Origin of the sequence: Pseudarthrobacter sp. W1I19, assembly GCF_030817835.1 — a bacterium.
In the GTDB taxonomy this organism is placed as follows: Bacteria; Actinomycetota; Actinomycetes; order Actinomycetales; family Micrococcaceae; genus Arthrobacter.
The window spans coordinates 3,278,530-3,292,277 of the sequence record NZ_JAUSZR010000001.1 but is presented as its reverse complement, the minus strand read 5'-3'; the positions used below and the strand labels follow the sequence as shown (position 1 = coordinate 3,292,277).

5 protein-coding genes are annotated in these 13,748 nt (G+C 62.9%); all 5 read left to right on the top strand.

All coding sequences use genetic code 11. The features are described 5' to 3' along the window. Nucleotides 1-67 precede the first annotated feature (67 nt). The 5 genes from pglX to QF038_RS15255 all read left to right on the top strand — a co-directional run bounded on the left by pglX (nucleotide 68) and on the right by QF038_RS15255 (nucleotide 13,722). Nucleotides 68-3,670 carry a BREX-2 system adenine-specific DNA-methyltransferase PglX gene (gene pglX, locus QF038_RS15275; protein WP_307610923.1) on the top strand — a complete coding sequence of 1,201 codons (3,603 nt, stop codon included), beginning with the start codon at nucleotides 68-70 and terminating at the stop codon, nucleotides 3,668-3,670. Between the two features lie 67 nt (nucleotides 3,671-3,737). Then, nucleotides 3,738-7,598 carry a DUF6079 family protein gene (locus tag QF038_RS15270; protein ID WP_307610921.1) on the top strand — a complete coding sequence of 1,287 codons (3,861 nt, stop codon included), beginning with the start codon at nucleotides 3,738-3,740 and terminating at the stop codon, nucleotides 7,596-7,598. After that, nucleotides 7,595-10,282, top strand: coding sequence for a BREX-2 system phosphatase PglZ (gene pglZ, locus QF038_RS15265; RefSeq protein WP_307610919.1), 2,688 nt, complete (start codon nucleotides 7,595-7,597; stop codon nucleotides 10,280-10,282). Before QF038_RS15270 ends, pglZ begins: the two co-directional genes overlap by 4 nt. A 5-nt stretch (nucleotides 10,283-10,287) precedes the next feature. Next, nucleotides 10,288-11,616, top strand: a complete 1,329-nt coding sequence (gene brxD / locus QF038_RS15260; protein ID WP_307610916.1) for a BREX system ATP-binding protein BrxD — start codon at nucleotides 10,288-10,290, stop codon at nucleotides 11,614-11,616. A 3-nt stretch (nucleotides 11,617-11,619) separates the two neighbouring features. Continuing rightward, nucleotides 11,620-13,722, top strand: coding sequence for a DEAD/DEAH box helicase (locus QF038_RS15255; protein ID WP_307610914.1), 2,103 nt, complete (start codon nucleotides 11,620-11,622; stop codon nucleotides 13,720-13,722). The last annotated feature ends 26 nt before the right edge of the window (nucleotides 13,723-13,748 follow it).

Sequence of the window (13,748 nt, the reverse complement as noted above, 5' to 3'; positions counted from 1 at the left end):
CCAATACTTTGGCGCAGCTTGGCGACGATATGACCACCGAATTTATGCAGCGTTCCGGAGACCGTTCATGATTGACTCTTCCGCCCTTCTTTCCGATCTCAAGGTTCAGTTGCGGGTGTTGCAGGCTGACCTGAAGTCGCGGGCCGATGACCCAGGCACCGTGTGGGGCGCTGCCTTGCAGCGTGAGCATGCGGAGGCGGTGAAGCGTGAGCGCACGGGTCTGTCGTGGTCGGTGTGGCGGGACAACGAGGTTGATCAGGCGGCTGTCGCATGGGTTCTTGCGACGACGTTTGTCCGGTTCTGTGAGGACAACGATCTGCTCATGGGTGCCGTCCTGGACGGCGTGCCGGTCCCGGTCAGCTGGATCGCCGGGCCTGGTGACCGGGTCCTCCGCGCCCGGGAGAACCAGACTGCGTATTTTCGCGTCAACAGAAGTCATCATGACCGTGACTGGCTGCAACAGTCGTTCCGGGTGCTGGCTGCCCAGCCCGCCGGGGCAGCTCTTGTCGATCCCCGGCATAATCCGGTTTGGACCGCGGAGATCAGCGCCGAGGCCGCTAAGGGGCTCGTTGGCTTCTGGCGCCGCACTCGCGGCGACGGCGTGCTGGTGCATGACTTCACCGACCCGGATCTGGACACCCGTTTCCTGGGTGACCTGTACCAGGACCTGTCGGATCATGCGAAGAAAACTTACGCGCTGCTGCAGACGCCGGTGTTTGTTGAAGAATTCATCCTCGACCGCACCCTGACGCCCGCGATCGCCGAGTTCGGCGTCGACGGACTCAAGGTCATCGACCCTACCTGCGGATCCGGTCACTTCCTGCTCGGGGCTTTCGAGCGCCTCAACGAACAGTGGGCTGCCGAGGCCCCCGGCATGGATCCCAGGCAGCGGGTCCGCAAGGCGATGGACTCCATCCATGGCGTGGACCTGAACCCCTTTGCCGTGGCTATTGCCCGTTTCCGTCTCACGGTCGCGGGGATCCTGGCCGCGGGCGAGAAGTCTTTGGTCGGGCTGGAGGAGTGGGGGTTCCATCTGGCCATCGGGGACTCGCTCCTGGGGGAACAAGGCGTCACTAATGCCCTCTTCGGTGAGGACGCCTATACCTACTCCACCGAGGACCTCGGCGAATACACCGACATTCTCAAACCTGGGCGGTACCACGTCGTCGTGGGAAACCCGCCCTACATCACGGTCAAAGACAAAGTCCTCAACCAAGCCTATCGGGAGGCTTACAAGACGGCGGCCGGGAAGTATGCGCTGTCGGTGCCGTTCATGGAATTGTTCTTCCGTCTCGCGATCCAGGGCGGAGCAGGGCAAGGCGCCGGGCACGTCGGGCAGATCACGTCCAACTCGTTCATGAAACGGGAGTTCGGCAAAAAGCTCATCGAGGACCTCTTCGCCGGATACCACCTCGACAACCCCGTCGACCTGACCCACGTCATCGACACCTCGGGCGCCTACATTCCCGGCCACGGCACGCCGACCGTCATCCTCATCGGACGGCGACGCCGACCTGTCGCGGGCGAGGTCCGGGCGGTCCTCGGCGTCCGCGGTGAGCCGGGCCGGCCGAAGGATCCGTCGAAGGGTTTCGTCTGGACCGAGATCATCGAGCACATCGATCACGCTGGATTCGAGGGCCTGTACGTCTCGGTAAGCGACCTTTCCAGCCAAATCTTTTCCACGTTCCCGTGGTCGCTCAGCGGCGGTGGTGCCAGTGACCTGAAAAAGGTTCTCGAAGACGGGGCCGCTCAAAAGCTTGCGGCGGCAGTCCGGCTCGTCGGAGTGATGGGGATGACCAATATCGACGACGCCTTTCTGGCGCCGCGTGATGCGTTTGCTAGGAGGGGGGTCGAGACCGACCTTGTCCGCTGCCTGGTGACGGGAGACCTTGTCCGTGACCATGGCATCAACCGTGGTGATCATGTCTTTTTTCCGTACAACTCGCGGGAGTTGCTCGACATCCATGATTTCCCTGGCGCGTATAGGTGGGTGTGGCCCGTTCGCACTGAGGCTTGGAACAGAGCAACGTTTTCCAAGAACACGTACCGCCAAGAAGGGCGCACTTGGTGGGAGTGGCATCAAATCGGCCTCGACCGCGTTGAGGGACCGGCCATCACCCTCGCGGAGGTAGCGACGCATAACCACTTCGTGCTCGACCGCGGAGCGAAGGTGTTCAAACAGACGGCGCCCGTGATCAAGCTGCCGGACGGTGCGACAGAGGCGCAGCACCTCGAGCTGCTCGGCATACTCAACAGCTCGGTGGCGTGTTTCTGGCTGAAGCAGGTGGCGCACAACAAGGGTTCTAGTGTTGATTCTAATGGCGCCCGTCAGACCACCATCCCTTGGGAGGATTTCTACCAGTTCAATGGCACCAAAGTAGGACAGTTCCCGTTGCCGGCGGTGCTGCCTGGGCGGCGATCGACATTGATTGACGGGCTAGCGAGGGCGCTGGACTCCTTGGCTCCACGTGCCGTCGTGGCCGACTGGGGCAGGGGAAGTGTCAAGGGTGAAGAGCCTGAAGACGCGCTGGTTCAGGCCTATGAACAGTGGTCGATGTTTCGTAAACGTCTAGTGTTCGAACAGGAGGAGCTGGATTGGGAAACGTACGAGATTTACGGCCTCGTGGACGAGCCGATGACGTATGACGGTTGGTCTGTCGACAAGATCTCCCTGGGAGAGCGGGCATTCGAAATCGCGCTGGCTCAAAGCATCGAGGAAGGCGAAGATGGGGCCGCCTGGTTCGAGAGGCACGGATCGATTCCGGTGCGCGAAGTCCCCTTGGAATGGCCCGCGGACTACCGAGCGCTCGTGCAAAAGCGGCTTGCGCTCATAGAGTCGGACCGAAGCATTCGTCTGCTTGAGCGCCCGGAGTACAAGCGCCGGTGGGCGACTGTCCCGTGGGACAAGCAGCTCCGGGAGGCATTGGAGGCGGCGATTCTAGACCGACTTGAGGACCCCGAGCTGTGGCGGGATCTCCAAGGGCCCAGTACCCGTTCGGTTGCCCAGCTGGCGGACCTATTACGGAGCGAAGAGGGCCTGGCTGAGCTGGTCCGAGTGCTAACGGGCAATCCTGAACCAGATCTCGGGGCTGTAATCGGGTCTTTGGCCCCCGTCGAAGCCGTTCCCTACTTGGCGGCCTATCGGTTCAAGCCCTCCGGCATGGAGAAGTTTCGCGAGTGGCAGGCGGTCTGGGATCTGCAGCGGCGCGAGGACGCGGGGGAGGAAGTCAAAATCCCGGTTCCGCCGAAGTACTCGACGCCGGACTTTCAGAAAGTTGAGTACTGGAAGGCCCGCGGCAAGCTGGATGTGCCCAAGGAGCGGTTTGTGCTGTATCCGGGCGTCGGACGCGAGGGAGATAACAGCTCTGTGCTTGGCTGGGCAGGATGGAGTCACCGAGACCAGGCGGTTGCGCTGGTCCGAGAGATCATGAACCAGCAAGCCCTCGGTGCGTCGAACGAAACCTTGGTACCCATGGTTGCCGGGCTGGTCGAGCTCGAGCCGTGGCTACACCAGTGGCACACGGAGCTGGAACCGGAGTTCGGGTCCAGTGCAGCCCAAGCGGTCACCAGCCAGATCGACCAGCTCCTGGCACAGCTGCAGCTGACGCGCGACGACGTCAACGCGTGGCGACCGCCGGCGGCGACGCGCGGGCGCCGTCGTAGCACCTAATGAACTTTGGATGCACACACAGTAGTAGACGAGGGACAAAGTATCTGATGAACGGGAATTTCAACCAATGAGCACTCCAACCGCAGGCGCCTTGACGATGATGCTGCGCGACGCGATCCACGTACCCGAGGCAGTCCACGACGATGACTTCGTCATGCGCATCCACGAGGGCGTGCCGGCCGCCGAGCAAACCCTCAAGGACTACGTCGTCACGGAGAAAATCGCCGAGGCGTTCGGAGAGGGCCTGACGCTCGTAAAGTCCGCGCTTACCCGGGGCAACGCCAAAGGGGCGTTCATCCATGGCTCGTTCGGTGCCGGTAAGTCCCACTACATGGCTGTGATGCACTTGCTACTGAGCGGAAACCCGCAGGCACGGGCGCTGCAGGGATTGCAAGCGGTCGTGGCCGAACACTCAGACGTCCTGGCAAGGAAGTTCCTCGCGGTCGATTATCACCTCATCGGGGCCAATTCCTTTGAGGGTGCCCTGTTTGGGGGGTACATCAACACTGTCAAGGCGAGGCACCCCACGGCGACGCTGCCGGTGCTGCACCAGAGCGACCTGCTGTTCCAGAACGCGCAGGGTCTCCGGGCGCAGATGGGGGATGAGCTGTTCTTCTCGAAGTTTGCCTCTGACCTCGACCCGGTGCTGGGGACCCTGAGCGGGGGAGGGCTGACGGCGGCGGAGCTGGACGCGGCGGCCGCTGGCACCGCAAGCGAACGGGACCGGCAGGCGGTGGCCGCCACGTTGGTAGAGACTTATTTCGAGGCCTACACCTCCACCTCGGCCTGGCTTCCGATCGATCAGGGGCTCCGGATCATGACGGAGCATGCCAAAGGGCTCGGCTATGACGGCTTAGTGCTGTTTCTTGATGAACTGGTGCTGTGGCTCGCCAACCACCTGCGCGACTCGGCTTTCATCCAAAACGAGACCTCCAAGGTAGCCAAGCTTGTCGAAACCGGTTCGGGGCAGATGGCGATCCCGATGATCTCGTTCGTCGCGCGGCAGCGAGCACTGAAGGAGTTCCTGGGCGGCGGCAACGTCGGCGCAGAGCAAGTCGCCCTGGAAGATTCGTTTCAGTGGTGGGAAGATCGATTCGACAAAATTACCCTTGCCGCCGCGGACCTTCCAGAGATCGTCAACAAACGCCTGCTGTCGCCGGCGTCCGAGACCGGCAAAATGTCGCTGGCCGCCGCCGTTGCAAGGGTGCGGGCAAATCCGACAGACTGGAAGCACCTGCTGACGGATTCAGTCGGCTCGGGAGCCGTGGACTTCGAAAAGGTTTATCCGTTCTCCCCGGCGCTCGTGGACGCCATGGTCGCGCTGTCGGCGATCATGCAACGCGAACGCACCGCGCTGAAAATCATGAGCGAGCTGCTGTACCGCGGGCGTGATGAGCTGACTGTCGGAGACGTCATCCCGGTCGGTGACCTGTTCGACGCCATCGTGCTCGGCGACGCCAAGCCTCTGACCGACGACATGGTCAAGGTCTTTGAGGCCGCATCGTCCTTCTACCGTGGAAAGATGCGCCCATACCTGCTGGACAAACACCAAGTCAGCGACGCGGACGCCCGAAACCTCGACCGCAACGACTCGTTCCGCCGCGAGGACCGCCTCGCCAAGACCCTTCTTGTCGCGGCCATCGCCCCGGGGGCCACGTCGCTGAAGGACCTGACGGCATCCAAGCTCGCCGCGCTCAACTTCGGCAGCGTCGTGTCAATGTTCGGCGGCAATGTGTCCGGGCAGGTCGTGACCCTGGCCACTGAATGGCAGGCCAAGTTTTCGGAAATTACGGTCGGCTCAACGGCGGACCCGGTGATCAGCCTTCAGCTGACCGGCGTGGACTTCGACGCGATCCTCGCACATGTCACGCAGGAGGACTCCCACGCGAACCGCCGCCGCCTTATCCGTGACACGGTAATCGCTGAAATCAACGCCGTTACCACGGGGTCGTACGCGGGCGAGTACGCGCTCGACCACATCTGGCGAGGCCAGAAACGAACGGTCGACGTCGTTTTCGGGAACGTCCGGGACAAGGCCGCCCTCCCTGTCGAGGCGCTCAAGGCCTCAGACGGACGATGGAAGCTCGTGATCGACTTCCCCTTTGACGACATGGATGACCGCGGACCGTCGGATGATGTCGAGCGTATGTACACGCTTCGGCAGGACGGTGTGGTCAGCGACACAATCGCGTGGATCCCGCATTTTCTGACGGCACAGCGAATGGAGGACGTGGGCAAACTCGTCCAGCTCGAGTACTTGCTGACCGGTGACCGGTTCGACCAATATGCCGCAAACCTCCCGGTCGGCGACCGGGAGCCGGCCCGCCGGCTTCTGACGGGGCAGCGTGACTCGCTGCGCAGTCAGCTTGCCGCCCTGCTGCGCCAAGCCTATGGAGTGGACGCTAGAAATGAGGAGAACCTTGGGACCTTCGTTTCCGGGCCCAACTTTGTCACCCTTGCTGACGGGTTCACAGCGACCCAGCCCTCGGTAGCGACCTTGCGGGATGCCGTCACGAGCGTGCTCGGCTCGGCGTTGACTGCCCGGTACCCCAAGCACCCGGAGATTGAGCGTGGCATGGAGGAGGTCCGCAGAGCGGAGCTCAACGCCGTTCTGGAACTGGCACGCAAAGCCGTGGACGCCGGAGGTCGGCTGCCCAATGTCGACCGGGCTGCCGGAACCCGTGTACGCCGCCTAGTGACCGCTTATGGCATAGGTGCACTGCGCGAAACCACTTACGCGCTTGATGCACAGCACTTTGCGTTCTTTGATGAGTTCACCCGCGCCGCGGGCACTGGCGATGTGACAGTCGGAACCCTGCGCGGTTTGCTGGCCGAGCGTGGCATGACGATGGACACCATGGACCTCCTGGTCCTGGCATGGGCCAAGATCACCGACCGCGAGTGGCACCGGGCCGGGGCACGCACGGCTGAGCCTGGAATCGGTGGCCTGGCTCCGGACATGCTGCTGCGTGAGCCCCTGCTGCCGTCGGAGGAGGAGTGGCAAATCGCGCTTACTCGTGCTAAAACACTTTTCGGAGTGGGCGCAGACGAGTATCACCTATCGACAGCAGCCGTGGAACGCGTCAGTGACGGGCTAGTGAGCAGGGTCCGTCCGGCGGTCCAGGCTACCGAGAACGCGGCGACGGAGCTGACCGCGCACTTTGAGACACTTGGACTCACCGAAATTGCACCGCGATGGCAGAGCATTAAGCGCGCGCGGGACTTAATCGCCGTCCTTTCCGCGGCCAACGGGCCGGTGGCGAGGATCGAGGCCCTTGCCCAGTTCGACCTGCCAGCCGAGCCGCAAACCATAGCGAAATCAATCAGCGCTGCGGGTGACATTGTGGCTGCCATCCGTGGTGCGAACTGGGGGCTCATCGACAAGCTGCCCTCGCTGGGTGGCGAGCGCGCCGCCCAGGCGCTGGCTCAGCTGCGCGAGGCCGCATCCCAAGCGGAGCTGCATGCCCCGCTCAAACCGGCCCTTGAAGCTGCAGCGCACGCAGCGACAGAGGCTCTGCTTGAGGACCCCGACGAGATTGAGCGCCGCCAACGGGATGAAGCTGAGCGGTGCCGTCGGGAGGAAGCAGAACGGCATGCTCGGGAGGAAGCTCAAAGGCAGCGGGACGAGGCTGACCGCAAAGCGGCTGCAGAGCGCGCGGCTCGTGAGGCAGAGTTGCAGCAGGAGCAAGCGTCTCTCGATGCCCAGCGTCGGGAGCAGGAGGAGCGAGAGGCCGAAATTCACCGGAAACTCGCCGAGCTCAACCGAATCCTTCTTGAGGAGGAGGAACGCGAACGGCAGCGACTCAGTGAAAAAAGCCAGGTTGTCGCCCGCGTGGTTGAGGTTCAAGCGATTGGGCAGAAGATCAGCGAGGAACTTGCCAATCCAGTCGAGGGCAAGAAACTACGGGTGAGTTGGAGGTGGGAGTGATCAGCATTGCAAGCGAGCCGACCCGCGCCGTTGCCGTTTCTGAGGCGTTGGTGCGGTCGCGTGCTGCTGAGCTCATCAGCAAGGGTGGTGACGCGCGGGTGCTCGTAATGCGTGCTCAGCCGCGCTGGCACGGCGGTACCTTGGCTGTCGATGGTCAGAGCGTGAGGGTCGTTGAGGGTATCTCCCAGCTCGCGATACTTGACGCCTACGCTGCTCAAGCGGACGACGAGTACCTGGTAGTGCTGACCGACCGGCCGCGCGCCGACCTTGGCGACACGGTGCTGGCCCGGGCCTACCGGCAGCAAGTCGAAGACCCTGATGAGTGGGGGAGTATCCCGGCTCTCTTCGGCGGAGCGCGGGAAGTCAGTCGCGAGCTGCGCCGGCTGGAATGGGCAGCTACGGCTCTGCTTGACCACGAGCCTGTTGGAGGATGGTCGCCGTCGCCTGACTTGGCCGTGAGCGCCGGGCATGCCATCGGCGGCCTGCTCGCACACCTGCTGGAGATCGGCTCAGGTGACCTCGATGGGGTTGTCATCCTCAGTGCGTTGAGCAGTGAGTCCCGGGCATCCTGGGCTGCTGTGGATCAGAAATTGCAGGGCCACCTGGTCGAGTGGGCTGAGCAGGAGTACGGCACTGCCGCCGGGTTCGCGCTGCGCACCGCCGCAGCGCCTTCCGGGCTCGTTAAGCCTCTCGCGCTCGGGCTGGCCATCGATGTGCTGTGGCCTCATCCCCCCGGGGATCTTACTGAGGAGCAGGTTGCAGCCCGCACCCGGTTGCTCGAGCGATACGCGGGCGGCAGATCTATTACCCCGCTGCAGGCACGGGAAATTGCCAACACCTCGGCTGCTGCTGTTCTACGCCTGTCGCGGGAGGGCGATCCTGAAGGGCGGCTGGGAGTGGTCCTAGACCAGGCCGAGGCCCTGCTCCGCGAAAATCTTGGCTGGCCCGGCGGGGCTGACCAGTCGGCGATCCTGCGTCCCGGATTCATCAGTCGGTTACGGGCGCTTGGCAAGGCACTCGATGACGGTTCCGGTGCTGAGGAAGCCTTGGCGGCGGTACTTGACCACCGTGAGGCCACCCTAGCTGGTCAGGATCTTGCGCCGCGGATGGCCGTGCGGCTTTCCCGATGGTTGGCATCGCCGGAGTCAGAGCTGCACAGTCTCGCGGCAGATCTGCAGAGACAACTTGACGATGGCGCGTGGGTGGACGCCGCGATCGGCGTGTTGTGGAGCGGCTCGTCAGATGCCGAGGTGGGCGCTGCCTACGGGAGGCTAATTGAGCGGGCACGCGCCCGCCGCCGTCGGCGTGATGAGGTAGCCGCGGCACACCTGGGGGATTCGCCCGCCGAGCATTCCATCGCCGAAGTCTTGAGCAATGGACCAGCGCTTGGAATCGAAAATGTTCTACGCGCCGTCGTTGGCCCCTGGAAGTCCCACGGCGGGGTGCTTCTAGTGGTATTGGACGGGATGAGCGCCGCAGTAGCCATCGATCTCGCCACCGAGGTAGGTCGTTCGGGTCTCGTGGAATGGGTACCCTCGTCGAAGCGCCGGCTTGCTGCCGTGGCCGCGCTGCCGTCGATGACGGGGATCTCGCGCACAAGCCTGTTGTGCGGCGAAATTCGCAACGGAAATTCGGCAACGGAGAAGGCCGGCATCGCAATGGCATTCCCTGGCGCGAGGATGTTCCATAAGGGCGAGTTGCGCGCTGCCGGGGGATCTCAATTAGAGGAAGGTGTCGCCTCGGCGATTGCAGACCCAAGCGTCCCTGTAGTCGGCGTGGTCATCAATGCGATAGACGACGCGACGCATAAGAACGACACCGCTGGCCGGGCATGGGTAATGGCAGACCTGGAACCCTTGCGTGCACTGCTGAACGCCGCATCAATCGCTGGACGCGCCGTAGTGCTCACTTCCGACCATGGCCACGTCGTGGAGCGGCAGACCGAAATGCTTTCCACGCTGGCGGGTGGTGACGCTCGCTGGCGACCGACAGCATCAGGTCCGCCTCGGGATGGCGAGGTACTGGTCAGCGGACCGCGTGTTGCGCTCGACGCCGGCGAAGCAGTACTGCTGTGGCGTGATGACGCGCGGTTCGGGCCTGCCAGGGCCGGCTACCATGGCGGTGCGTCACTGGCCGAGCTGACCGTCCCAGTACTGGTGTACCAGCGGTCACTGGCGCAGACCGCGCCGGAAGGCTGGGAGCCGGCCCCACCTCAGGCGCCGGCCTGGTGGAATGATCCGGTCCTCGAGACATTGCCGGCGCCTACGGCCGCTCCCGCGAAGAAGTCCCGCAAAAAGCCCGCGGCCAAGGAATCAGCGTTCACGTTATTCGAATTGGAGGAGCCAAGAGCTCCCGAGGTGGCGCCTGCGACTGACCTCCTTAAACGAGTACTTGCTTCGAAGGTGTACAGCGCCCAAATGAGGCTCGCCGGGCGTGCAGCAGCAGGAGCAGCGCCGCTTGTGGAGGCGGTGCTGCGCACCTTAATTGATCGAGGTGGGCGAGCGCACCAGGAGACAGTAGCGTCCGCCGCCGGGCTGCCCTACGCCTCAATAGGACAAGGGCTGGCCGTGGTTAAACGTTTGTTGAACGTTGAGGGCTACGACATCTTGTCCTACGACAGTGACGGTGAGACGCTGCGGCTCGACGTCGATCTGCTCAAGGATCAGTTCGGAGTCGCAGGATGACGGATGTGGCGATCAGTCCTCGACGTCGTCGTGAAATCATAGACGCTTTGCGCCGCGGAACCGTGCCCCAACAGGGTCTTGAGGTCATGGCCGTAGGACTCGGCAGCTTCAAGGCGGCAATTGACGAAGAGCTGAGTTCAGTCAAGCAGGGTGCAGCGCAGTTTAAGGCGGTGCGCGGTGAATACGGCTCCGGTAAGACGTTCTTCTCCCGTTGGCTCACCGAGCGCGCGAAGAAGATGAACTTCGCTACTGCCGAGATTCAAATTTCAGAGACCGAGACGCCGCTGTACAAGCTGGAAAAGGTGTACCGGCGTGTCGTCGAAAACCTTTCGACGCCGACTGTCGCCAGCGGAGCTTTCGGCGATGTCGTTGATGGTTGGCTGTACGTGCTCGGGCAGGATGCTCAAGGAGCCGGCCCCGCTGACGCCGCTGACCTCGAGAGTCGAACTGACGAGTTGCTAGAAAAGCGCCTTGCATCGGTGTCGAAGGAAGCGCCCGCGTTCGCCATGGCGCTGCGTGCTTACCGCCAGATGAGTGCTGCCGCGGAAAACGCCGAGGCGGATGCCCTTTTGGCCTGGCTTGGTGGTCAGCCCCATGTGTCTGCCAGTGCCCGCCGTTCCGCTGGAGTGCGAGGCGAGCTCGACCATTTTGGCGCCCTCGGATTCCTTCAAGGGCTCCTGACGGTACTGCGCGACTCGGACTACGCCGGGCTCGTTCTCGTCCTGGATGAAGTCGAGACACTGCAAAGGATGCGGTCCGATGTGCGCGAGAAGTCGCTCAACGCGTTGCGCCAGCTCATGGACGAAGTTGACAGTGGACGCTACCCGGGCCTGTACCTCCTTATGACGGGCACGCCCGCGTTCTACGACGGGCAACAGGGAGTCCAGCGGCTGGCTCCACTCGCCCAGCGGCTGCAGACGGACTTCGCAACCGACGCGCGATTCGACAACCCGCGAGCAGCACAGATCCGACTGCAAGGGTTCACACCGGAATCTCTAGTAGAGCTCGGCAGCCGGGTTCGTGACATTTACGCAGTGGGGACCGCGACGTTCGACCGCATTCACGCTGTTGTTGACGATGCTTACGTCGCTGACCTTGCAGGTGCGGTAGCAGGGGAGCTGGGCGGCCGGACGGGGGTGGCTCCTCGTGTGTTCCTCAAGAAGCTGGTTGCAGATGTACTCGATCGCGTCGATCAGTTCCCGGAATTTGACCCGCGCAAACATTACGAGCTCACTCTTAGCGTCTCCGAACTTACTGACGTCGAGCGGGAAGCCCAGACACGCGGTGACCTGCGCGCCGCGTCTTCGGTCGACGACGTCGACATAGGTTTCTAGCCAATGGCAGGCGATTCGGGCCTGGACGAGGCTATTGAATACCATGTCGTCAACTCTCTGGGATGGTCCAGCCTGCGCCCTCTTCAGGCGGCCTCAGTCGAGCCCATCCGCTCGGGCGGTGACTGCGTGCTCATCGCACCCACGGCCGGAGGCAAGACTGAGGCGGCTGTCTTCCCCTTGCTCTCCTCCATGGTGCAAAGGCAATGGAGCGGGCTGTCCGTCCTCTACGTGACCCCGCTCCGAGCGCTGCTCAACAACCTCCACCCACGTATTACCAAATACGGCGACTGGCTCGGCCGACGAGTCGGGCTCTGGCACGGCGACGTCGGCGACACCGCACGGAAGCGCATCCTTGCTGATCCGCCGGATATCCTTCTAACCACGCCAGAGTCGCTCGAAGCGATGCTCGTGTCGCGGAGGGTCGACCACGACAGACTATTTACCGGACTGCAGGCCATCGTTGTTGACGAGCTGCACTCATTCGCGGCCTCTGATCGTGGATGGCACCTGCTTGGAGTTCTCGCTCGTTTGGAACGGATAGCTGGGCGTCCGATCCAGAGGGTCGGTTTGTCGGCCACAGTTGGCAATCCACAGGAAATCGGACGTTGGTTACAAGGAGGAGAGACCGCTGCCGGACCAGGGAAGCAGGAGCTACGCGTGGTCTTCGAGGAAACCCCGGCATCTGCACCAGAGCCCGAAGTGCTGCTGGACTACGTCGGCTCGGTGGCTAACGCAGCGAAGATCATTGCGGCACTTCATCGGGGGGAGAAGCGGCTCGTTTTCTGCGAATCACGCCGCGTCAGCGAGCAGCTTGCTTTCGAGCTCCGTACGCTTGGCGTGGCGACGTTTGTGTCCCACTCATCTCTCTCCGCGGAGGAGAGGCGCAGATCCGAGCAGGCGTTCGCCGAAGCTCAGAATACCGTCATTGTCGCTACCTCAACCCTCGAGCTGGGCATTGACATAGGAGACCTCGACCGCGTCGTCCAGATCGATGCGCCCAGAACCGTCGCATCGTTCCTCCAGAGGTTGGGGCGAACGGGACGGCGCCCCGGGTCGACGCGAAACACATTGTTCCTGGCCACCAGCCCAGACGCGTTCCTCGAGGCCGCAGGGCTTCTGCTGCTGTGGAAGCGCGGCTTTGTTGAGCCCATCACGCCACCACCACACCCGCGGCACCTCACCGCGCAGCAGCTGCTTGCGCTTGCGCTGCAGGAAGGTGCCTACGGAGCCAACACCTGGCGGGAATGGTGGGGAACCCTGGAACTGATGGACGACGGCGAAGAAGTACTTAAGTACTTGTGCGACGAAGACTTGCTCGTAGAGGACGGCGGACTGTTGATGATCGGGCCGGCCGCCGAGAAGGCGTTCGGCCGCCGACACTTTATGGACCTGCTCAGCTCATTCAACGCTGAGAAAGAATTGCGTGTCGTCAGCGGGAACAAGGAACTTGGCTTCATTTCACCACTCGCGTTGCCACGAGAAGGCTCCGAGAAGCTCGACGCCAAGCCCATCCTCATGAATGGGCGGGCTTGGCGTGTCGAGCACGTGAACTGGGAACGGTTCGAAGTCGTTGTCAGTCCGTCGACCTACAAGGGCGACGTCCGGTGGCATAGCGACGCGATGGCGCTGTCATTTCAGATGATGCGAGCGCAACGCGATGTGGTTCTTGGCGAGACTCCAGAAGTGCCGTTGTCACGGCGAGCGACCGAGCGGCTGGACCTCGTCCGCGAGGCACGGGCAGATCAGGTCTCAAAAGGCGAGCTCGTGGTTGAACAGTCGGGTCAAGACGTCCATTTCTGGACTTGGGCGGGACTCAAGGCGAACGAGACGCTACGTGCCGGCCTTGGAGGAGCGGAGGGACAGTCGTACAACGACGTCATGGTACTGCGCGGGGCGGTGGACCTGTCGCGGCTCGCGCAGATCTCGTTTGACGACATAGTGCCGCATATTCCTGTGGAGATGGTCGACAACTTAAAGTTTTCCGCTGCGCTGCCGGAAGCGACAGCTGTCAAGACGCTCTCGGAGCGGTTCGCCGATAGGGCGGGTGCAGCAGCGGTTGCGGCGGAGAGTTTGATACCCGCGACCGGGAGGATGAGTCCTGAATAGCGAAGCACCGTGAATGACGATGATGC

Excerpts from the sequence above, each read along its gene's own strand:
- pglX (WP_307610923.1), top strand. The coding sequence starts at position 68 with ATGATTGACTCTTCCGCCCTTCTTTCCGATCTCAAGGTTCAGTTGCGG.
- QF038_RS15270 (WP_307610921.1), top strand. The coding sequence starts at position 3,738 with ATGAGCACTCCAACCGCAGGCGCCTTGACGATGATGCTGCGCGACGCG.
- QF038_RS15255 (WP_307610914.1), top strand. The coding sequence starts at position 11,620 with ATGGCAGGCGATTCGGGCCTGGACGAGGCTATTGAATACCATGTCGTC.